The sequence below is a fragment of the Streptomyces sp. NPDC093065 genome, from assembly GCF_044754585.1.
Taxonomy (GTDB): Bacteria; Actinomycetota; Actinomycetes; order Streptomycetales; family Streptomycetaceae; genus Streptomyces.
Window position 1 is genome coordinate 22383 of the sequence record NZ_JBIVPJ010000038.1, and the last position, 19911, is coordinate 42293.

Annotated in this window: 20 protein-coding genes, 1 tRNA gene and 6 pseudogenes; 12 read left to right on the forward strand and 15 right to left on the reverse strand. The window is 68.3% G+C overall.

Features of this window, described 5'->3' with window-relative positions:
• The first annotated feature begins 88 nt into the window (after positions 1 to 88).
• On the forward strand, positions 89 to 2752 hold the full coding sequence (locus tag ACIQFU_RS36965) for a serine hydrolase (protein WP_402557621.1): 2664 nt from the start codon (positions 89 to 91) through the stop codon (positions 2750 to 2752).
• 85 nt (positions 2753 to 2837) lie between these two features.
• Here ACIQFU_RS36965 and ACIQFU_RS36970 read toward each other — a convergent pair whose 3' ends face one another.
• Complete coding sequence (locus ACIQFU_RS36970) at positions 2838 to 3488, reverse strand: TetR/AcrR family transcriptional regulator (RefSeq protein ID WP_402557622.1); 651 nt, start codon at positions 3486 to 3488, stop codon at positions 2838 to 2840.
• Between the two features lie 104 nt (positions 3489 to 3592).
• Between ACIQFU_RS36970 and ACIQFU_RS36975 the strand changes: the two genes are divergently transcribed.
• Positions 3593 to 4417, forward strand: coding sequence for an SDR family oxidoreductase (locus tag ACIQFU_RS36975; protein WP_402557623.1), 825 nt, complete (start codon positions 3593 to 3595; stop codon positions 4415 to 4417).
• A 69-nt stretch (positions 4418 to 4486) separates the two neighbouring features.
• Here the strand turns inward: ACIQFU_RS36975 and ACIQFU_RS36980 are convergent, their stop codons facing one another.
• From ACIQFU_RS36980 to ACIQFU_RS36995, 4 genes and pseudogenes are all read right to left on the reverse strand, one after another.
• The gene (locus ACIQFU_RS36980) at positions 4487 to 5281 is read right to left on the reverse strand and encodes an oxidoreductase (RefSeq protein ID WP_402557624.1); all 795 of its coding nucleotides are present in this window, start codon (positions 5279 to 5281) and stop codon (positions 4487 to 4489) included.
• A gap of 215 nt (positions 5282 to 5496) precedes the next feature.
• Entirely contained in the window at positions 5497 to 6420 is a 924-nt protein-coding gene (locus ACIQFU_RS36985; protein ID WP_402557652.1) for an NmrA family NAD(P)-binding protein, read from the reverse strand.
• 98 nt (positions 6421 to 6518) lie between these two features.
• Positions 6519 to 7030: pseudogene (locus tag ACIQFU_RS36990) on the reverse strand (transposase); the annotation flags it as partial.
• 341 nt (positions 7031 to 7371) lie between these two features.
• A complete protein-coding gene (locus tag ACIQFU_RS36995; RefSeq protein WP_402557626.1) occupies positions 7372 to 7674 on the reverse strand; it encodes a LysR substrate-binding domain-containing protein in 303 nt (100 codons plus the stop codon).
• A 38-nt stretch (positions 7675 to 7712) separates the two neighbouring features.
• Between ACIQFU_RS36995 and ACIQFU_RS37000 the strand changes: the two are divergent.
• The 3 genes and pseudogenes from ACIQFU_RS37000 to ACIQFU_RS37010 form a co-directional block, all read left to right on the forward strand.
• Positions 7713 to 8553, forward strand: a pseudogene (locus ACIQFU_RS37000) (IS3 family transposase); the annotation flags it as partial.
• Between the two features lie 47 nt (positions 8554 to 8600).
• Positions 8601 to 9998, forward strand: coding sequence for an IS30 family transposase (locus tag ACIQFU_RS37005; protein WP_402557627.1), 1398 nt, complete (start codon positions 8601 to 8603; stop codon positions 9996 to 9998).
• A pseudogene (locus ACIQFU_RS37010) lies at positions 9991 to 10305 on the forward strand (integrase core domain-containing protein); the annotation flags it as partial. The gene ACIQFU_RS37005 and the pseudogene ACIQFU_RS37010, both read left to right, overlap by 8 nt.
• A 413-nt stretch (positions 10306 to 10718) precedes the next feature.
• On the opposite strand, the gene ACIQFU_RS37015 reads toward ACIQFU_RS37010, so the two are convergent.
• Together ACIQFU_RS37015 and ACIQFU_RS37020 are read right to left on the reverse strand one after the other, a co-directional pair.
• A complete protein-coding gene (locus ACIQFU_RS37015; protein WP_402557629.1) occupies positions 10719 to 10970 on the reverse strand; it encodes a hypothetical protein in 252 nt (83 codons plus the stop codon).
• The gene (locus tag ACIQFU_RS37020; RefSeq protein WP_402557630.1) at positions 10967 to 11221 is read right to left on the reverse strand and encodes a hypothetical protein; all 255 of its coding nucleotides are present in this window, start codon (positions 11219 to 11221) and stop codon (positions 10967 to 10969) included. Before ACIQFU_RS37020 ends, ACIQFU_RS37015 begins: the two co-directional genes overlap by 4 nt.
• A 467-nt stretch (positions 11222 to 11688) precedes the next feature.
• On the opposite strand from ACIQFU_RS37020, the gene ACIQFU_RS37025 reads away from it, so the two are divergent.
• Together ACIQFU_RS37025 and ACIQFU_RS37030 are read left to right on the forward strand one after the other, a co-directional pair.
• Positions 11689 to 11952, forward strand: coding sequence for a hypothetical protein (locus ACIQFU_RS37025; RefSeq protein WP_402557632.1), 264 nt, complete (start codon positions 11689 to 11691; stop codon positions 11950 to 11952).
• Positions 11949 to 12314, forward strand: coding sequence for a hypothetical protein (locus ACIQFU_RS37030; RefSeq protein WP_402557634.1), 366 nt, complete (start codon positions 11949 to 11951; stop codon positions 12312 to 12314). Before ACIQFU_RS37025 ends, ACIQFU_RS37030 begins: the two co-directional genes overlap by 4 nt.
• 241 nt (positions 12315 to 12555) lie before the next feature.
• Here the strand turns inward: ACIQFU_RS37030 and ACIQFU_RS37035 are convergent, their stop codons facing one another.
• From ACIQFU_RS37035 to ACIQFU_RS37045, 3 genes and pseudogenes are all read right to left on the reverse strand, one after another.
• Positions 12556 to 12852: a hypothetical protein gene (locus ACIQFU_RS37035; protein WP_402557636.1), complete on the reverse strand. Its 297-nt coding sequence runs from the start codon at positions 12850 to 12852 to the stop codon at positions 12556 to 12558.
• The gene (locus tag ACIQFU_RS37040) at positions 12849 to 13046 is read right to left on the reverse strand and encodes a toxin-antitoxin system HicB family antitoxin (RefSeq protein ID WP_402557638.1); all 198 of its coding nucleotides are present in this window, start codon (positions 13044 to 13046) and stop codon (positions 12849 to 12851) included. Before ACIQFU_RS37040 ends, ACIQFU_RS37035 begins: the two co-directional genes overlap by 4 nt.
• A gap of 1295 nt (positions 13047 to 14341) precedes the next feature.
• Positions 14342 to 14525: pseudogene (locus ACIQFU_RS37045) on the reverse strand (DUF2637 domain-containing protein); the annotation flags it as partial.
• 45 nt (positions 14526 to 14570) lie between these two features.
• Here ACIQFU_RS37045 and ACIQFU_RS37050 point away from each other — a divergent pair.
• Positions 14571 to 14645: transfer RNA gene (locus ACIQFU_RS37050), tRNA-Trp, on the forward strand.
• A 45-nt stretch (positions 14646 to 14690) separates the two neighbouring features.
• Here ACIQFU_RS37050 and ACIQFU_RS37055 read toward each other — a convergent pair.
• From ACIQFU_RS37055 to ACIQFU_RS37070, 4 genes and pseudogenes are all read right to left on the reverse strand, one after another.
• A complete protein-coding gene (locus tag ACIQFU_RS37055; protein WP_402557640.1) occupies positions 14691 to 14990 on the reverse strand; it encodes a hypothetical protein in 300 nt (99 codons plus the stop codon).
• A gap of 98 nt (positions 14991 to 15088) precedes the next feature.
• Complete coding sequence (locus ACIQFU_RS37060) at positions 15089 to 16078, reverse strand: LLM class flavin-dependent oxidoreductase (RefSeq protein ID WP_402557642.1); 990 nt, start codon at positions 16076 to 16078, stop codon at positions 15089 to 15091.
• A 28-nt stretch (positions 16079 to 16106) separates the two neighbouring features.
• Positions 16107 to 16328 (reverse strand): annotated as a pseudogene (locus ACIQFU_RS37065) (transposase); the annotation flags it as partial.
• Positions 16264 to 16641 (reverse strand): SRPBCC family protein, encoded by a 378-nt coding sequence (locus tag ACIQFU_RS37070; protein ID WP_402557643.1) that lies wholly within the window; start codon positions 16639 to 16641, stop codon positions 16264 to 16266. The pseudogene ACIQFU_RS37065 and the gene ACIQFU_RS37070, both read right to left, overlap by 65 nt.
• Positions 16642 to 16816: 175 nt before the next feature.
• Here ACIQFU_RS37070 and ACIQFU_RS37075 point away from each other — a divergent pair, with 175 nt between their 5' ends.
• Genes ACIQFU_RS37075 through ACIQFU_RS37085 form a run of 3 tightly spaced genes read left to right on the forward strand, consistent with a single transcriptional unit; the run spans position 16817 to position 19198 of the window.
• A complete protein-coding gene (locus ACIQFU_RS37075; protein ID WP_402557645.1) occupies positions 16817 to 17281 on the forward strand; it encodes a GntR family transcriptional regulator in 465 nt (154 codons plus the stop codon).
• A gap of 4 nt (positions 17282 to 17285) precedes the next feature.
• Positions 17286 to 18215, forward strand: a complete 930-nt coding sequence (locus ACIQFU_RS37080) for an ATP-binding cassette domain-containing protein (protein WP_402557654.1) — start codon at positions 17286 to 17288, stop codon at positions 18213 to 18215.
• Positions 18212 to 19198 (forward strand): ABC transporter, encoded by a 987-nt coding sequence (locus ACIQFU_RS37085; protein ID WP_402557647.1) that lies wholly within the window; start codon positions 18212 to 18214, stop codon positions 19196 to 19198. The genes ACIQFU_RS37080 and ACIQFU_RS37085 overlap by 4 nt, the downstream gene beginning before the upstream one ends.
• A gap of 124 nt (positions 19199 to 19322) precedes the next feature.
• Here the strand turns inward: ACIQFU_RS37085 and ACIQFU_RS37090 are convergent.
• Positions 19323 to 19524: pseudogene (locus ACIQFU_RS37090) on the reverse strand (IS630 family transposase); the annotation flags it as partial.
• On the opposite strand from ACIQFU_RS37090, the gene ACIQFU_RS37095 reads away from it, so the two are divergent.
• On the forward strand, positions 19445 to 19897 hold the full coding sequence (locus ACIQFU_RS37095; RefSeq protein WP_402557648.1) for a polymorphic toxin-type HINT domain-containing protein: 453 nt from the start codon (positions 19445 to 19447) through the stop codon (positions 19895 to 19897). The pseudogene ACIQFU_RS37090 and the gene ACIQFU_RS37095 sit on opposite strands and share 80 nt — an antisense overlap.
• Positions 19898 to 19911 lie beyond the last annotated feature (14 nt).

Genomic DNA, 19911 nt, shown 5'->3' on the forward strand with positions numbered 1-19911 from the left:
GAGCCCGGTGCCCCCGGGCAGCGGGGAGGATGTCGTCGCCCCGCCCAAGTCCACCGCATCCGTACCCTCCACGAGGAGACAGCCCGCCTTGACTCGACCCATCGGCATCGACGATCTGCACTCCATCGCGCTGCCGGAGCAGCCGTCCCTGTCACCAAACGGCACCCGCGTGGTGTACGTACTGCGCACTGCGGACCGCGAGCACGACCGCGACGAACGGGCGTTGTGGACGGTGCCGACCGGAACCGGCGCGGCGCGGCGACTCACCCACGGCCTCGCCGACACCGCACCCGCATGGTCACCCGACGGCGACCGGATCGCCTTTCTGCGCGGCGGCGACCACCCCGCTCAGGTGTGGCTGCTGCCGACTGACGGCGGTGAATCGGAGCCGGTCACCGAGTTGCCGCTGGGGGCCGGTACTCCGGTGTGGAGTCCGGACGGCACGTCGATCGCCTTCACCGCTCCGGTGGACCGACAGCCGTCACTTCAGGGCGAGGCGAAGACGCCACTACTGGCCGTGGGGAACCGCCTTGATCACAGGGCCGACGACGGAGGCGTCCCGGGCACGGTCCACAGCCATCTGCATGTACTCGACCTCGCCGACCACCGGGTTCGTCAGGTCACGGACGGAGACTGGCATGCCGGCATTCCGGCTTGGTCGCCCGACGGCCGCAGTCTCGCCTTCTGCTCGGACCGCGGACCTGCCGCCGGTCTCACGCCCGGCTCCGGGACGTACGTCGTGGACGTGTCCCCTCACGGGGGAGGTACGCAGCCTCGGCCCGTGGGCGGTGCAACGGGTGTCGCCCAGGCCGTGACCTGGACCGCGGAAGGTGACGCCCTGCTGGTCGTCGGGCGCACCGACACCGAACCGGGACACGCCGGCTTGCTGAGGATGCCCCTGGACGGAGGCCCCACGGTCGACCTGACGCGTGGCCTCAACCGCGACGTGCTGCCGCCGGGCGGCCCGGTCGGCCCCGGAGCCTCGCCCCAGGTCACCGACGGCGCCCGCACGGTCCTCTTCTGCGTGCGCGACCGCGGCTGCGTCCACCTGTACGCGATCGACACGGTCGGCGGTACGCCGCGGCCGCTCGTCGGCGGCCCGGACCGGGTGGTCTCCGGTCTGTCCGCCGCCAAGGACACCGCCGTGGTGGTCCTCGCGACGCCCGGGAGCGACGGCGAGATCGTGGCCGTCGAACAGGCCACCGGCCGGGAACGTGTGCTCACCCGGCATGGCACGGTGCTCGACGACGCGTCACTCTCTCGCGCGCAGGAACGGGAGTGCGGGATCTCCGACGGAGGAACGGCACACGGCTGGCTGCGGAGCGATTCGGAGCGCGCCTGCCCCGCGCCGCTGCCGCTCAACACACCGACGAAGCCGGCCACGCGCTCCGTCGGTGTGTCGTACTGGCGGCGACGGCTCACCGAACTGGCCGAGCGGCACCAGGTTCCCGGCGCGGTCCTGGGTATCGCCCGCGGTGCGCACACCGATGTGGCCGCGCACGGGGTGCTCAACAAGGCCACCGGGGTGACCACCACGCGGGACTCCCTCTTCCAGATCGGGTCCATCACGAAGGTGTGGACCGCGACCCTGGCCATGCAACTCGTCGACGAGGGAGCCCTCGACCTGGACGCCCCGGTCGCCGATGTCCTGCCGGAGCTGCGGCTCGCCGACCAGCGGGTGGCACGGCAGGTGACGATGCGCCATCTGCTGGCCCACACCAGTGGCATCGACGGGGACGTGTTCACCGACACCGGACGCGGCGACGACTGTCTGGAACGTTTCGTCGGCCAGTTGGACGAGGCCGCCCAGAACCATCCGCTGGGGGCGACCTTCTCGTACTGCAACTCCGGGTTCGTGCTTGCCGGCCGGGTCATCGAGAAGCTCACCGGAATGACGTGGGACCGTGCGCTGGGCGAGCGGCTGTGCACCCCGCTCGGCCTGAAGCACACCGTCACACTGCCGGAGGAGGCACTGCGCTTCCGCACCGCCATGGGCCATGACTCCGAGGGCGACGAGCCTGCCCGTCCGGTCCCCGTCTGGAGTCTGCCGCGCTCGGCAGGGCCGGCCGGTCTGATCACCGCCACGGCCGAGGATGTCCTCGCCTTCGCCCGCCTGCACCTGGCAGGTGGCACCGCTTCGGATGGGACACGGCTCCTCTCGGAGCGCGCGGCGCGGGCGATGACCGAGCAGCAGGTCGAGCTGCCGGACACACTGACGCTCGGAGACTCCTGGGGTCTCGGCTGGATCCGCTTCGGCTGGGACGGCCGCCGGCTGATCGGGCATGACGGGTCCACGCTTGGTCAGGCGGCGTTCCTGCGGGTGCTTCCCGAGCAGGACCTGGCCGTCACGCTCCTGACCAACGGTGGCGCGGCGAAGGACCTGTACCGGGAGCTGTTCGGGGAGATCTTCGCCGAACTGGCCGGGGTGGCCCTGCCTGAGCCTCCCCGGCCACCGTCCGAACCGGTATCGGTGGACGTCCGCCGATACCTCGGGCGGTACGAGAGGGCCGGGACGCGCATCGACATCCTTGAGGGCACGGAAGGACTGCGGTTGCGGTACACGACGACCGGGCCGCTCGCCCACCTGGTGCCGGAGCCGGTACAGGAGACCACGCTGATGCCCGTCTCGGACAGCCAGTTCGTGGTGCGGTACGCGGGCAGTCCGTCCTGGGTCCCGGTGACGTTCTACTCGTTGTCCTCCGGAGAGAGATATGTGCACCACGGCATGCGCGCGACCCCGATGGTGCCTTGAACCGGGCATTCGCCTCGGATTGAAGTTTCCCCGTGATCTCGGACACGTGATCTTCCTGGATGGAACAACGGCAGAGAACGACCTCTCAGGGTGCGGGTCGCGCGGCGTTGAGGAGCAGTGTCAGGCCCTGTTTGTAGTACTCCTTCTCGTCGGGCAGTTCGAGGAAGAAGTCGGCGGTTTCGGTGAGGTGGGGGTAGGCCTGTGGGGACAGTGATTTCAGCCGGGTGCGTTTGGTGGAGAGCAGGGTTTCGCGCATGGAGGGGTCGGCTACGCCGGGTTCCCCGGGCTGGCGGGTGACCAGACCGATCAGGCCGTTGAGCAGAAAGATGCTCAGCTGGGCCGCAGCGACCGGGGAGTGACCGTCGGTCCGCAGCAAACCCACGAGTTGTTCGGCGACGTCGATGCCGGCATCGGTGCGCATGATCCGGATCGGCATGATGTCGGCCAGGGCGGGATGGTCCCGCAAGACGCGCAGGATGGCCGTTATCACTGTGCGCAGATCGGCCTCGTCGCTGTCGCTCAGGTCGATCTCGTCGAGTGCGCGCTCCACCAGCGCGTCGAGCAGGGCGTCCTTGTCCTTGAAGTGCCAGTACAGCGCCATCGGCGTGACGCCGAAGCTGGTGGCGATCCGGCGCAGCGTAACGGCCTCGAGTCCGTCGGCGTCGGCGATGGCCAGAGCGACGGACAGTACTTCGGCCCGGTCGAGTCGTTCCGAGGCCGGAGGTCGGGGTGTCATGCAGATAATTATATCTCGTAAAGGGTGATGTTGACGCTACAGATCGCACGGTGCTAGCGTTCCTTTACAGCGTAAATTTACGTTGCATAGTTATGGGAGTGGTTATGACGCGAACTGTCCTCGTCACTGGTGCCTCATCAGGCCTTGGCCATCGCACCGCGCAAAAGTTCCTCGCCGAGGGATGGAATGTCGTCGCGACCCTGCGCGACCCGGCCCAGTGGTCCGGTGAGCAGTCCGACCGGCTGCTGGTGCAGACATTGGACATACGCGACGAGGCTTCCGTAGCCGCGGCGATGACTGCGGCGACCGCGCGTTTCGGACGCCTGGACGTTGTCATCAACAACGCCGGCATCGGCCTGTTCTCGGTTTTCGAGGCGACTCCACACACGGTCATCGAAGACCTCTTCGACACCAACGTGTACGGTCCGATGCGCCTCATCCGAGCAGCCCTCCCCGTATTCGAGGGTCAGGGCGGCGGCCGGATCGTCAATGTGACCTCCAACGGTGCCACTGTGCCCCTCCCGCTGCAGGCCGCATACGGAGCCTCCAAGGCCGCGCTGACCACCTTTTCCGAAGCTCTCGCCTACGAGCTTGCGAGCCGTAACGTCCAGGTCAAGGTCGTCGAACCGGGCTTCATGGCAACCACCAACTTCTTCGCGGCAACCTACAAGCGCTTTGAGACCATCCCCGCCCCGGAGGCCTACCTGCCATTCGTCCAGAAGCAGCTGGCCGCGTTCGACGTCCAGCCGCCCGCGGGATACTTCGCCACCGAGGACGAGGTGGCGGCTACGGTGCTCACCGCCGCCACCGACCACAGTGACCTGTTCCGCTTCAGGATCGGCGGTGACACCCTCGACGGCGCACGAGCCCGACAGCAATCCGATGCCGAGTACGACGCCTGGCGCAACACACGCTTCATGACGGACTGACGTTCCAGGTCGCGGCCCGTGCTCCTGCGCACGAGCCATTGGACTCAGTGCCACGCGTGGACGGGCTGGTTACATAGTGGGGAGGAGACCGCCGTCAAGCGGGATCTGTGCTCCGTTGAGGTAGGAGGCACGCGATGAGGCGAGGAAGGCGAAGAGTTCGGCGGCTTCCTCGCCCCGGCCGGGCCGCTTCATGGGACCGGTGAACTGCTCATACAGGTTGGCACGGAGCTGTTCGAGGGGGATGCCGCTACGGTCTGCCATCTCCTGCATACCAACGACGCTGGACTCGGTCTCGAAGAATCCGAGGAGGACGGTGAGCACCCGGACGCCGCTGGCTGCCAGGGAATTCGACAAACCCTTGCTGTAGGTGCTGAGGGCCGCTTTGGCCGCGGCGTAGGGGATGCCGTCTTCCTGTACGGGCCACCGGGCTCCGCCGGTGGACACATGCACGATGCAGCCGCGACCGTTCGCGCGCATCACCGGCGCTACCAGCCGGTCCAACCGCACGGCCGCCATGAGGTTGATCTCGAGGTTACCGTCCCAAACTTCGTCCTCGGCTGTCAGTACGTCACCCGGCGTGACGTGGTTGTTGCCTGCGTTGTTGATGAGAACGTCGACTCCGCCGAGGGTTTCCATGGCACGGTCGAAGACTGTCGCGGCGCCCGACGGGGTGGCCATGTCGGCCACAACCAGTTCGGCGCCGTCGGGCACTGGCCCGTCGTTCCGGGCGGCGGTGACGACCTGGGCGCCGCCGGCCAGGAAACGTTTGACGGTTGCGGCGCCAATGCCGCGGGTCCCGCCGGTGATGATGACCCGAACGCCGGCGAGATCGCCGACAGACTTCGGAACAGAGTGCGACGTCATAGAGGTGGGTTCCTTTGCAACTTCGGTTATCTGTCGTGCAGGATTAGCTGACGAGAGTGGGTCAATTTGGGTCGGCTAGACGGACATTCAAGATCCTTGAACTGGCCGACGGCGCAGACGTTGAGGGTCTGTTCGTGGCCCTGTGTCCGCTTCGCCTGCTGCTCAGCCCGTGCGACCATCCCGAGCCAAGGCGCGATAAGCCCTGCCTCACGACGTCAGGACGCGGCCGTCATGTGCCCTCGTGCCCACTCCTCGAAAGTGGTGAGGGTGATGCCGAGGTCCCTCGCGAACTCGGGGCGGGCAGGTTGTCCAACCACGTTGAAGAACTCGTGCCCGGCAGCTTCGGGTGTCATCCCTGCGGCGAACGCCTCCTCCGTGGTCATGTCTGGGGCGGACACGGGTACGTTGAGTACTTGGGTGAGTACCTCCGCGATCTGGGTCATCGTCAGGTAGTCGCTGGCCAGTTCCAGCTCGATCTGGTGAAACCTCTCCGGCGCGGCGATGGCCGCGGCGGCCGCAGAACCGATGTCCTGCGCCGCGACGAGAGGCACGGAAGTCTGGGGTTTCACGATGCACACCAGACCGCCTTCGAGGCCCCGCGGGAAATAGAACCGCATGGACGGCAGGAGGTTTTCCATGAAGAAACTGGGCTTGAGCAGTGTCCAGTACGGGAAGCCGGCTTCACGGACCCGGTCTTGGACCGTGCTATTCGCCGAATAAAAGGGCTCCATGTGTGCCCAGCGTCCCTCGTCCCAGCCGGGGAATTCGGTGTGCTGACCGACGCCGCTGCCGGTCGACTGCACGAAATGCGTGACGCCGACGGAACGTGCGCTTTCAATGAGATTCACGGCCTGGGCGGTTTGCTGGCCGAAGTCGTAGCCTTCCGCGGTGGCCGGCGCGATCTGCATCGAGAAGACAGCGCGTGCACCCTCGGTGGCCCGGATCACGGAGTCGCGGTCGAGGAGGTCGCCCTTGACGAGTGTGGCACCGAGCCCCGCGAGCTCCTGGGCCAGTGCGGCAGCCTGGTCCCGTACCAGCGCACGGACAGGCACACCCGCCGCGAGCAGGGCCCGAGCCGTAGCTCCGCCTTGCCTGCCCGTGGCACCCGTAACCAGGACGGGCGCGGAATCCCTTGGCATGTCGTTCTCCATCGTTCCCCAGCCTCCAGAGATAGAACGTTCGTTCCGTCAACAATAGGTGAGTGACGTCAGAGCTACAAGGTCGAGCTGCCCGGCCCGAAGTCGCGGTCCGACAGGTCGCGCTGCTGGAAGGTGGCGTGGTCGTCGCTCCACTGCCTGGTCAGCCGGGTCACCGTGGCCGGCGACAGGTCGGCCGTCGAGCCGAGGAACTGCTCCAGCGTGGGCACGAAGTCCCCGGAGGAAGCCCGTGCAGGTAGAGCAGCGGCAGGACCTCGGAGATCTTCGGGGGCCTGCGGCACCACGGGGCCAATATCTTGGAGGAGAACCGCTTGCGCTCGCCGGTGGCCTCGTCAATGCGGCGGTCGTTCACCCGGGGCGCCGCGACCTCGACCGGACCGGCAGCGGTGGCCACGGTGCGGGGCCGGTGGCGGCCGTTGCGGACCACCAGGCGGCGCCCGCGCTCGTCCCGCTCGGTGGCCAACTCGGCTGTGTACTGGTTGACTTCCGTCTCCAGCGCGGCGGCGAGCATCCGGCGGGCGTCCTCGCGCACGATCTCGTCGATCAGGGAACCGGACTCGGTGGAACCATCGGCATTCACTACGCTGAGCACGGGCGTGCCTTCCCGACCCGCGCTGCGAACGCGGGCCTACTCGGTGACCATCACAGGATCATTCGGGAAGGTACGCTCTCCGCATGCCCTCACGGGGCTGATCCACAGGTCTCGAGCATTGCTCCGTGGGTGGGTGATCTCAGCAGGTGATCCGAAGTAGCCTCAAGCCGCTTGTGGGTCTGACCGAGGTGCAGTTCGCCAGGCTGGCGGCGCGGGGCAGGCCAACTCGAGGAGGGCATGTGCCCGCACCGGTAAGCGCGGCACGAAGGCGGACGACTACGCTGAGTGCCCAGATCGGTCGGACGTCCGCGAGGGGGATGATGCGAACGGGTTCCCGGCTGTCACGGAGAGTTCGGGGGCGGCAGCGCCACGCCCAGGTCATGCCCTACGCAGTCAGCGATCGTGGTGATGCCCGAGACCTCAATGAGGACCCGTCGGAACAACTCCGCCTCCGTGAAAGCGGCGCCCACGATCTGGCGTTGCCCGGAACCGGCGGGCACGTCGATGAAGGGTTCGTCGGCTACGTCGCTGAGCTGCACGCCTTGCCGGAGGGCAGTATGGCACTGATCGACGCTGGCGATCACATGCGATGGGCGCTGGCCGGACCGCCGTGAACGTGCCTTGACCCTTGATCTTGGACACACGAGACACTGGATCCTGAGGATCTGAGAACGGACATCTCGTGGTCATGAAGAATCATCCGCCGCAGTTCAAGGCGGACGCGGTCGCGCTGTACCAGTCGCGGCCCGAGGCGACGATCAGGCAGGACGCCGCCGATCTGGGTATCAACCCCGAGACCCTGCGGAGCTGGGTCCGGGTGGCCGGAGCGGGCCGGCCTCGGGGCGCTGGCCGAGCCGCCGGCGCCGTTGGAGGTGGAGAACGCCGCTCTACGGAAGAAGGTCCGTGAGCTGGAGGAAGAGCGCGAGATCCTGCGGAAGGCGGCGAAGTATTTCGCCGGGGAGACGCGCTGGTGAACCGCTTCCAGTTCGTCGCCGACCACCAGCGCCGCTACGGCGTGAAGCGGCTGTGCACCATCCTGGGCATCGCCCGCTCCAGCTTCTACTACTGGCGCCGCACGGATACGGGCCGCGCACCGCGATTCGGACGGCACCTACGGCGTCCCCAGGACCACCGCTGAGCTCCGCGAGGCGGGCGAGCGGGTCAACCACAAGCGGATCGCGCGCGTGATGCGCATCATCGGCTTGGCAGGCGTGCGCTTGCGTCGCAGGCACCGCACCACGATCGCAGACCCGGCCGCGGCGAAGGCCCCGGACCTGATCGGCCGCGACTTCACGGCACGCAAGCCGAACACGAAGTACGTCGGGGACATCACCTATCTCCCCGTGGACGGCGGGAAGTTCCTCTACCTGGCCACCGTCATCGACCTCGCCTCACGCCGCCTGGCCGGCTGGGCGATCGCGGACCACATGCGCACCGACCTCGTCACCGACGCCCTGGCCGCCGCCGAACAAACCCGCGGCAGCCTCACCGGGGCGGTCATGCACACCGATCACGGGGCCCAGGACGGATTCAACTGATCGTCGCAACACCTTGATCGGGAGGTGGAGCGATGGGCGCTGTGGAGCGGCACAAGCAGGTCCGTGCGTATCGGGGGTTGATGCCGTCGCCGGGCAGGCCGTCGGTGGCCTGGCGTGAGGACAGGGTCAGGTTCTGGACGGTGATCGCTCAGGGTGCCAAGACCGAGGTCGCGTGCAGTGCTGCCGGGGTGTCCGGGCCGGTGGGGTTTCGCTGGTTCCGGCACGCTGGCGGCGTGAATCCGTGTCTTCCTGATGAGGTGTCCGGGCGCTACCTGTCGTTTTCCGAACGGGAGGACATCGCTGTCTGGCATGCCCAGGGCGCCGGCGTCCGCGAGATCGCCCGCAGGCTCGGACGGGCGCCGTCGACGGTCTCGCGTGAGCTGCGGCGCAATGCCTCCACCCGGACCTACACGCTGGACTATCGGGCCTCGACCGCGCAGTGGCACGCTGAACGCCGGGCCCGGCGCCCGAAGACGGCCAAGCTCGTGGACAACCCCAGGCTGCGAGCCTATGTCCAGGCCAGGCTGTCGGGGGATGTCACGGATGCCGGAGGCAATCGGGTGGGTCCGGAGGGCCCGGCCTGGAAGGGACGCAACAAGCCGCACCGCGGGGACAGATGCTGGGTGGCAGCATGGAGCCCGGAGCAGATCGCGCGACGCCTGCCGGTCGAGTTCCCCGACGACGAGGACATGCGCATCAGTCACGAGGCGATCTACCAGGCACTCTACGTCGAGGGACGTGGTGCGCTGAAACGCGAGCTGGTGGCCTGCCTGCGCACCGGACGGGCCGTGCGTGTTCCCCGGGCACGCAGCCGGCAGAAGGCGTGGGCCCACGTCACCGACAAGGTCCTCCTCAGCGAGCGTCCCGCGGAGGCCGAGGACCGCGCCGTTCCCGGGCATTGGGAGGGCGACCTCATCATCGGGCTGAAACGCTCGGCGATCGGAACCCTCGTCGAGCGCACCACCAGGTTCACCATGCTGGTCCACCTGCCGCGCGAGGAGGGCTACGGCGTGATCCCGCGCACGAAGAACGGCCCTGCCCTGGCCGGATACGGCGCTATTACGATGAAGGAAGCCCTGGCCAGGACGATGACCACGCTGCCTCAACAGCTCCTGCGGTCTCTCACCTGGGACCGCGGCAAGGAGCTGTCCGCGCACGCCCTCTTCACGGTCGAGACCGGCATCCCTGTCTACTTCGCCGACCCTCACAGCCCCTGGCAACGCGGGACCAACGAGAACACCAACGGCCTGCTGCGTCAGTACTTCCCCAAGGGCACCGACCTGTCCCGCTGGAACAGCGACGAACTCCAGGCTGTTGCGGCGGTCTTCAACAACCGGCCCCGGAAAACCCTCGGCTGGCAAACCCCGGCCGAAGTGTTCACCAAGCAGCTACGATCACTCCCACCAGCCAGCGTTGCGACGATCAGTTGAATCCGTCCAGTACACCAGTCGGGCCTTCGCCGACGCCTGCCGCCAAGCCGGTGTCCGTCAGTCCATGAGCGCGATCGGCAGCTCGGCCGACAGCGCACTCGCCGAGTCCTTCAACGCGACCTTCAAACGCGAGACGCTCCAGGGACGAAAACGCTGGTCCAGCGAGCGCGAGGCCCGCCTCGACGCGTTCCGCTGGCTGCACCGTTACAACACCCGACGCCGTCACTCCTGCCTCGGACAACGCAGTCCCATCGCCTACGAGACAGCACTCGACACAACATCAACTACCCTGGCCCAAGCCGCATAGCCCGTGTCCAAGATTCCGGGTCAAGGCCCGCCGACCCGCCGGTGCACGACGACCTGGTCCGCCGTGACTTCACCGTGGCCTGCGCGAACTCACCATCTCAGGTGTCGCCGGCACTGTCCCCGAACTCGCCCTGTGCTTCCACCATGCGGTCCGAAACAACCGTGCCCGGCCGACGCCGACATCGCGCAGCTACGTGACCTCACCCGCAGCGGCGACTACGTGTACTACGGGCCGACATCTCCCTGCTCATGCTGGGTCGGCCTGCGGGCCAGGCGTCAGAGGTCCAGTGGCTCGGCGACGAGCAGAACACCCGCGACCGCTGGCGCGCTCTGGTTACAGCGCGGCAGGCACAGGGTGAGCGGCTCGCCTGCCTTGATCGCGTGCCAGGCGATCGCAGCGGCGTGAGCGATGGGTCAGTCCGTGTTCGGCCAGCTCGTCGTGTCGACCGCGTGGACAGCGGTGAACGGGACACTCTCCGCGAACCGCAGGGCCGCCGCGTGCCGGCCGGCACTGGTGGTCTCCCGTTCGGCGGCCACGACGGCCAGGGACGGGAGGAGGACGCGGCCCGTGCCGCGTGAGGCCTCGATGTAGAGGGCGGTGAAGAAGGGATCCGCCCGGTATGGAGCGGCCAGAGCGGTGTGGTCCAGGACGGCCGTCACGATCACGCGGCGGCGGCGCCCTGATGCGCACGGATCTTCGCCCAGGTCTCCTGACCGGCCTGCCGGACCCGCTCGCTGTACTCGATGCCGAGCTCGCGCGCCGCCTCCGCCGCGCGCTCTTCCCGCTCCGCCTGCGTGAGTTCCCGGAAGGCGAGCTCCTCCAGCAGCTCAGTGACCGTCGTGCCCCGTTCCGCGGCCAGGACACGCAGCCGATCGCGCACGTCCTCACTGGTCTTGATGCTCGTCGGCTTACCCATAACGCCGATTCTACCGCCGGTAGAATCGCACAGGGACGGCCACACGTCAGTCCGCGGGCACCGCGGGCAGCTCTCCCGCCTTCACCGGAGTCCGTTCGAAGCCGGTTGCTCCAGCTTGCTCCAGCTCAGCCCGTCGACGTTCTGCGCAACCTTGTCGTAGGCGACGACAAAAGCCCGCGGGGCAGCGTAGGGGTCGGTCCGATGAGGTCGGCGCATACAGCTGTCCACGTCAGGACGATCACGCCACGGGCCGAGCCAGGGGCTTAGCAGCGGTACGCCTCGCTGGCAAGGGGCACAGGTCCGGGTTGAACACGCGGTTCACGCGTTCCTCAAGGTCGATCATGTTGTCCCTCCCGGTGCGCCCGTCCCACTTGGCCCCCCGGAATGATCCCGCCTTCCGCTCCGGATTCCGGACCGCCTGCTCCATTTGCTATGCGCTGGTACCGGCACATAGCTACAGTGTTGGCATGGGAAAGCAGACGAATATCCGCCTGGACGACGCCGTCAAAGCAGCTGCTGAGGACCGGGCCAAGCGCCGGGGCCTGAGTTTGCAGGGGTACGTGGCCGATCTCATCGAGGCCGACGTGAACCAGTCCCGTGCGGCATTCATGGCCGGCGCCTCGTCATTCCTGGCCGCGTACGCGGACGTGTTCGACGCGGAAGTCGGCGAGGATCGGTACCCCGGCCTCCCGGACGCCGCGGCGGAAACGGCATCGAGGGACGCCGCGTGAACCTTCGCGTCGACCTCGCGTGGATCCTGGCGGTGGCGCAGCAGATTCCGAGTGATCCCCAGGTCGTCGACTACGGCGTCCCGGTCGCGGCGGAAGCACGCCACCGAGCGAAGATCCTTGACCGCGAGGTCTACCCCGAGCCCCGTCACAAGGCCGCGGCGCTGCTGTGCGAGCTGGCGAGAAGCCCGAGCCTGGAGAAGCGGAACCTGCTGTTCGCGGCCACGGTGACCGCCGCCTACCTGTCGGCGTGCGGGATGCCGGTGAGCCCTGGCCTGGACACCGTCCTCCCACTGGCCCGCGCAGCCCGAGACGGTCTCCCTGTGCGGGAGGTCGCCGCCCAGATCAAGACCTGGACGAGCTGACCCTCTCGCTCAGTGGAATCCCGCCGTGGTCTTTCGCGCTCTCAGCGAAGGAACTCACGGCAGCCCCCGGAGCCTGGTCCGCAGCCGTCGCTGCGTCGCACTACGTCGAGGCGTACGTCCAGGGCGGAGTGAGCGTACAGCTGCGGACCTCCCTTGCTGCGTGGAGGGCCCCGGCTGCCGGCGACGGTGGCGCTGCGCGTCCGGGATCTACGACCGCCGCCCGGTGTGCTCGACGGCCGACCTACAAATCCTGGACGGCGCGTAGGGCGGCGTCCACACGGGCCATTGCCTCGGTGGCGACCGGTCCGAGAAGCTTGGCGCCGTCGAACCGGTCGACGCGCAGCTGGACGATGTTGACGGCGACGGCGGTGCAGAGGAGCGGGTCGCCGATGACGACGGACATGGCGGTGTCCGGGTAGTGGTCGCTGTCGTGGAGCACGATCGCGAGGACGGCGCCGTAGGCCTCTTCGAGGCCGGTCAGGCTGACGATGAGGACATTGCGGCCGTCGGGGAGGGACCAGATTTCACCACGGTTCACAGAGTGTCGCCCTCGCCCGCCAAGTCGTGGCCGAGGCCGAGTGTGGCGAGCTGCTTTGCAGCATCCAGGGTGGCAGCACGGCGGGCAGCGCGTACCACGTACGCGTTCACGGAAAGGCCGGCGTCGGATGCTGCGGCCCGAATGGAGGGGGCGAGGTCGTCCGGGACGCGCAGGGTCATGGTGGTAACAGACATGACAGTAAGGATAGACACCGGATTCCGGTGGCGTCCGGTGGTTGCAAAATAGATTGCCGAGACCGGCGAGGCCTCGAGTTCGCTCAGCACAGGCAGGGCCACTACGCGGAGGGGGAGCACGGCATGGCGCGTTCCTGCTCACGGCGGCGGTGGTTGGAGTCTGCGCTGCGTACGGGCGTCGTAGGCCGCTGGGCCTAGCTCTCGCACCGCCGCTCGCGCACGCTCCTCGTCCTGACCCTCGTCGATCGCTTCCAGCGAGCCGATACCCGACCGTGCGGCGCGCCTTCCGTTCTGACGCGCCCGGGAGCAGGCGGGAGCACTGCAGCCTCATACACGCGGACGGCTGCGACCACCGCGTCAGTGCTCCCTTCCTCCGCTCCGCTGCCCACGCCGACCGGCCCGGCTTCCAGGAGGACGGACAGCCGCCGGCGGTGGGCGGCGAGCACCGCTTCCGCACCGACAACGGAAAGGACCGCGCCCAGCGCAGCGCCCCACCAGCCATCGGCCAGGAAACCGAGACAGGCTCCCGCACCCGCCAGGTACCCCTCCACCGTGTACATCAGGTACGTGCGGGCAGCAGGTGAGGACGGCATGGCCAGCAGCATGCACACCGCCCGCGCCCCCACCGCAGGTGGCCGTAACCGGGCGCCTCGCGTCGTCGCAGGACACAGGTCCGGCCCTGGTCCGCTGCGGGCGCCGGCAACAGATCTGTCACCGGAGGGATGTCGAAGTACTGCCTGCCCGAGCCTCCCGGCGAACTGCTTGTGCAGGTCCAGTTGCCCGTCCGCCCTCCTCGGTTCAGCGGCGCCTGGTACGGCGGCCGAGCCTCAACAGTCGTCGCGGTGGTGGTGGCGGCGACTGACCTCGCAGAGTGCACTCCGCTGCTGGCCGGGACTCCCCTGAACTCCCGAAGCAAGGCGAAACTGCGAGCTGCACCGTCGCCAGCAGCACCTGGACCAATCCACCCAGCAGGCCGCGCAAACGACCCGAACACCCGTACGTGTCAGGGTCGTTGCGCCCACCCCTCATGCCACTACAGTTCGACACAAGCAACGTGCGTGAGCTCGGGAACCCCGAGTCGGCCGACACCCAGGTGAGACCACAACCAGGGTGATCTGCGCTCTGGTGTCCACAATCGTGGCCACGGGCGCAGGCATCCTCACTCACCTCACCGGTGCGTCCCGGCCGAGGCCATCCTCTCCGCAGGAGGCGCCTTCGCCGTCTCCATGGGGTTCTCGCTGACCACACTGGCTGCACTCGGCCTCACGGAAAGGCCTGCCCGTGCACCGGTCCACTGCCCGCGGACGGGCCCGGTGGACCAGCCGCTCCCGCTCCAGCTTGATGACCCGCTCGTAGGAGCGCAGCTCTCACAGCTTCATGCGCCGCCACAGCGGGAACGTCGGCACCGGAGAGGAGCCAGCGGGTGAGGCGGACGCCCTCCATGTGCTTGTCGGCAGTGACGTCGGCGATCCGGCCGATCGCGTGCCCCGCCTCGGCCCCCGTCGCGTACGCTCGTCAGCGGGGCGGGGCGTAGCGCAGAGGTCGACGCGCGCGGTCTCCAAAACCGCGAGGACACTGGTTCGAATCCAGCCGCTCCGCCCTGTGCGCCCCCGCCGCCGGGCAGGGGTCGCGGGATCCGGCTCGTCACAGAATGAAGACGCTCTGTGCCAGCTCGGTGTGGTAGACCTCGCCGGGATAGACCAGCCACTCGACCTGCCCGGTGCAGCCGGGGCCGCGGTGGACCTCGGCGATCGCGTCGGTGTCGTTGGCCACGGACGAGGGGTAGCGGTCGATCGGGTAGCAGCCGCTGGGGTCCTTGTGCGTCTGACCGTTGATCACCAGCGTGCCTTCGGCCGCGGTGGCCGATGTCGTCACGCCCAGCGCAAGCGTCATGGCCGCACCGGTGGTTCCCAAGGCCGTCGCCATGCGTCGGATTCGCTTCACGCGTGTCCCCCTTCGTTCGACGCGGTCGCACGGTGCGAGCCGCTCCACTGCACAAAGGTGTCCACTCGCTACGCAATGTATTCGAGTGGGAAGGGTGGTTAGGCCGAGATCGGCCAGGTGCCCAGGTACTGCCTGATGAGTTCGTACGAGCGGACCCGGTCGCGGGCGTCGTAAACGGGTGTGGTGAGCATCAGTTCGTCGGCCCCGGTCTCGTCGGCCAGGTGCGCGAGCCCGCGGACGACGGTGTCGGGGGTGCCCACGGCCTGCCTAGCCCGGAAGTCCTCCAGGACGCGCAGTTCCCCGGCCTCGAAGCAGTGCGCGGCGGCCTCTGCGGGCGTGGGGAAGGGCAGGTCGCCGACTCCCTTGAGGAGCCCGGCCTTGACGACGTTCATCGGGCCGCGGAGCCGTTCGGCCTCGTCCGCGCTCTCGGCGCACACGGTCTCCACGCACAGGAGCACGCGGGGCCGTTCGCACCAGCGGGAGGGAGTGAAGGCGGAACGGTAGTGCTCCAGTACCGCGGAGGTGTTGTCCGGGCGGATGTGGTGGGCGACGGCGACCGGCAGCCCCAGCCGGGCGGCCAGGGAGGCCCCGGCAGGGCTGGACGCGAGCAGCCACGGCTCGGGCAGCGGGCCGAGCGCGACCTCGTCCACCAGGAGGGCGAGGATCGCGGCCACGTCCGCCTCGTACTCGGAGTCGGTCGTGGGTCCGGCGCCCCGGCGCAGGGCTCGTGCGGTGGCCTCGTCGAAGGTGCCGGGGCCGCGGCCGATGCCGAGGTCGATGCGGGCCTCGTGCAGGGCGGCCAGGGTGCCGAACTGCTCGGCGACAGTGATGGGCGCGTGGTTGGGGGCGAGTACGCCGCCCGAGCCCAGGCGGATCACCGCTGTGGAGGCCGCGGCGTGCGCGGTCAGCACGACGGGCGGGAAGGCCCCGATCGCGGGCGAATGGTGGTGCTCGGCGTACCAGATGCGGTGGTAGCCCAGGCGTTCCAACTCCCGTGCGAAGGTGGCGGTGTCGCGCAGGGTGTCGACGGCCCGGGTGCCGCTCTGGACCATCGCGACCTCGAGCGCGGAGAGTGGAATGCCGATCACGTCCGCCATCATAGGCACCGGCCGGACCGGCCGAGGCTCTCGCCTCGGTCCACTCGGTGAACCGCCGGAACGCGGTCACGCCTTGCAGAGCGAAGCCCGGTGGCAGTTGGTTCAACGTGCAGCCCGAGGTGGCCACAAAGATGATTGCGGCCAACACCTCGCGGTCCCCTCACCGACGATGCCCTTCACTCTGCGGGCGAACCGGAGCAGGCGGCACCACCCGCTGCCCAGGTGATGTCGGTACCTCCATGGGCGGCTCGGGCCAGGTCCACAGACCTTTGACGAGATGCGAACAGCCCTGCGGCCTGCTGGTAGCTGAACCGCTGGTCGGGAACCATCTCAACGACGCGCTCGCGGCAGCGCACACGTCCAGTGCGGGACCGGATGGTGCGCACGTCACCCACGCGTGCCGGTCGGTCAACACCCACAGGAACATCCCACTCGACGCCCACGCAGGCGGACCACGACGGCCAGGATTCCGCATCCAGGAGCGCTGCATAGACGAGGGCGGCAGACGCCGACAAAGTGCGAAGAAGCGGTAAGCGCGAGCGACGACACCCCACGAGGGTAGACCGCGCCTCACCATGATCGTGTTACGAGCCCATAAGGCGTCGAAGCGGACGCCGACGTGGCGAGGCCGCGGCCGGCGGCCGAAATCCTGCCCAGGAAGCCCCTCCGATTGCCGTTGACAACCACCCGTGCACCCCTCCATCATCATTCCACTAATCGAGTAGTGAAATGGTGGTGGTAATCGTGGAGTTCCGCATCGACAGGCGGAGCGGAGTCCCCGCCTTCCAGCAGATCGTGCAGCAGACCAAACAGGCCCTGCGGCTAGGCGTACTGGTGCCGGGCGACCGGCTGCCGACCGCCAAGAGCGTCGCCGAGGTCAGCGCGGTCAACCCGAACACCACCCTTAAGGCGTACCGCGAGCTGGAGCGTGAGGGCCTGGTTGAACCGCGCCCCGGCCAGGGCACGTTCGTACGCCGCACACTGGCCCGCCCCTCGGCAGGCACCGACTCACCGCTGTACGGGGAGCTGGTGGCGTGGGTGTCCCGGGCGGCCGGGGCGGGCCTGGAGCAGGAGGACGTGGCCGCGCTGGTCGCGTCGGCCATGCAGAAGCAGTACGCCACGGGTACGGCGACGACGGCCACGACGGCCACGACGGCCACGACGGCCACGACAACTAGGAGCACTGGTGAGTAACGGTATGTGTGCGGGGGAGCCGGCGCTTGAGGCGCGCGGCCTGGGGATGCGCTACCGGGGGGGTTGGGCACTGAAGGACTGTTCCTTCCGGCTCCCGGCGGGACGGATCTGTGGGCTGGTCGGTCCCAACGGGGCGGGCAAGACCACGCTGCTGAGCATCGCGGCCCAAGTCCTGGAGCCGACGCAGGGCACGCTCAGCCTGTTCGGCGCGGCACCGGACTCGGTGGACTCGGAGCGCACCGCGTTCCTCGCCCAGGAGAAGCCCCTGTTCCGCCGGTTCACCGTGGCGGAGACCCTGCAGTTGGGGCGGGAACTGAACCCCGCCTGGGACCAGCGCGCCGCCGAGAACATCGTCCGCGCGGGCGATGTGCCCTTCGACTCGAAGATCAGCACCCTCTCCGGCGGCCAGCGCACCCGCGTCGCCCTCGCCCTCGCCCTCGGCAAGCGCCCCGACCTGCTGCTGCTCGACGAGCCGCTGTCGAACCTCGGCCCAGTCGCGCGTAAGGAACTGACCGGCACCCTCCTCGCCGAGGCTGCCGAGCGCGGCACCACCGTCCTGATGGCCACCCACGTCCTGGCCGAACTGGAGAACGTCTGCGACTACCTCGTCGTCCTCTCCGACGGCGGAGTACGCCTCGCCGGTGACGTGGACGAGCTGATGTCCGTACACACCATGGTCACCGGCACCAAGGAGGGCGAAGGCCTGTCCGCCTCCCTCTCCCACCACACCATCGTCGAGTCCCGGATCAGCGGACGACAGTTCACCGCCCTGATCCGCCCCCAGGGCCCGGCCACCGGTCCCTGGGAGACGGACAGCCCGAGCATGGAAGAACTCCTGCTCGCCTATCTGCGCTCACCCGACGCACCACCTCTGATCACCCCCACCGCCCAGGTTCAGGACCAGGCGTACAACACCCGGACGGTGGCGGCATGAGCTCTCTCACGAGCACCTCGACGACGGCCAAGTCCGAGGCCCCGGGCACCACAGGCACCGGCCGGCTCCCCCAGCTCCCCCAGTTCTTCAAGGGCATGACCTGGCTGGTCTGGCGCCAGCACCGCGCCGTGTTCTGGACCGTCCTCGGCGCCTCCGCGCTCGCCGTGGCGTTCATCGTCTTCCAGCGTTCCCAGCTGCATACCGCCGGGTACGACCCCACGTCCACGGGACTCCGGCTGATGCCGATCCTGCTCGGCGTCTTCCTCGGTGCCCCGCTGTTCACCGGCGACCTGGAGAACGGCACCGCCAAGCTCGTCGTCACCCAGTCCATGAGCCGAACCCGCTGGCTGACCACGAAACTGGCCCTGACCACGCTGGTGGTCGTGGTGAGCACGGTCGCGCTTTCGGTCGCGTTCGGGTGGTGGTGGAACCTCTACGACGAGTCCACGAGCGCGGAGTGGACCTCCGGACCCACCTTCAACAACACGGGACCCGTGCCCGTCGCCCTCGCCCTCTTCTCCGTCTTCGGCGGGGTGGCGATCGGCGTGGTGCTGCGCCGCACGCTGGTGGCCATGGTGGTCACCCTCGGTTTCACCGTCGTCGTCCAGATTGTCTGGTCCCACTTCCTTGCGCACTTCCTGCTGTCGCTCGCCAACGTCGTCACGATCACGACGAACAAGGGCGTCACGTTCGAAGGCGTGATGCCGACGTTGCCCCCAGGGGCGCACCAGGTGAACTGGTCGAACCCCCCGTACATCACCGGCGACGGGGAACTCCTCGGCTGGGGTACCTGTAATGAAGTGCAAACGGAACAGGCGCATGACCTGTGCATGAAGAAGGCCGATGTTGTAGGCTGGTCGGTCGACTACCTGCCGATCTCCCAGATGAACGGCCTGCAGTGGTTTGGCGCGTCGATCCTGCTGGCCCTGACGGCCGCCGTCACGGTGTTCCTCTTCTTCTGGGGCCGTAAGCGCCTCGCCTGAGACCCGCCCCCGGTCTGTGCGGGAAGGCGTCGCAGCCCCCACTCGAACAGTCCGGCGCGGGTGTGGCCCCCACTGCTGGAGCTGTTAGCAAGGAATTAGGGTCCAGGCAGGCCAGGCCGATCTAGTTGAACCGGTGGATCACATCCCGGACGGTGTCCTCGCCAGCCTGCACCAGCTGGGCAATCACTGGCACCCGGTCGGCCCGACGAGGCCAGCAGCATCGCCCGCCGGTAGCGCACCGAACTCGTGCTGCCCCGGCGCACGATCTGCTGCAGCCGCTGCCCCTCCTCGTCGGTCAGTCCCCGCACACGGACAGGCTCGGCCACCGCACCTCCAACGGTCGGAAAGAAGGTTCTAGCCACCGATCCCGAAACCGGAAAGACCGAAGGCCGCAGCGTCCTCGCAACAATCATCACAAAGGACGACAAGGACTTCACCGAACTCACCATCGGAACACCACGGAAGACGGTCGGCGTCATCGTGGCGACCGACCACCACCCCTTCTGGTCACCCTCCGAACACACCTGGGTGGACGCCGGAGACCTGAAACCCGGCATGACCCTGCGGACCGACCAAGGCACCACAGTCCCCGTACACGAGACACGATCCTTCCACCAGCAGTGGGTCTGTCAAACGAGCGGTGTAACCAGGGTGGTTGGGGTTACTGGCGGGCCGCCGTCAGGCGGCCGTCGAAGGTGATGTCGAAGGCGTTC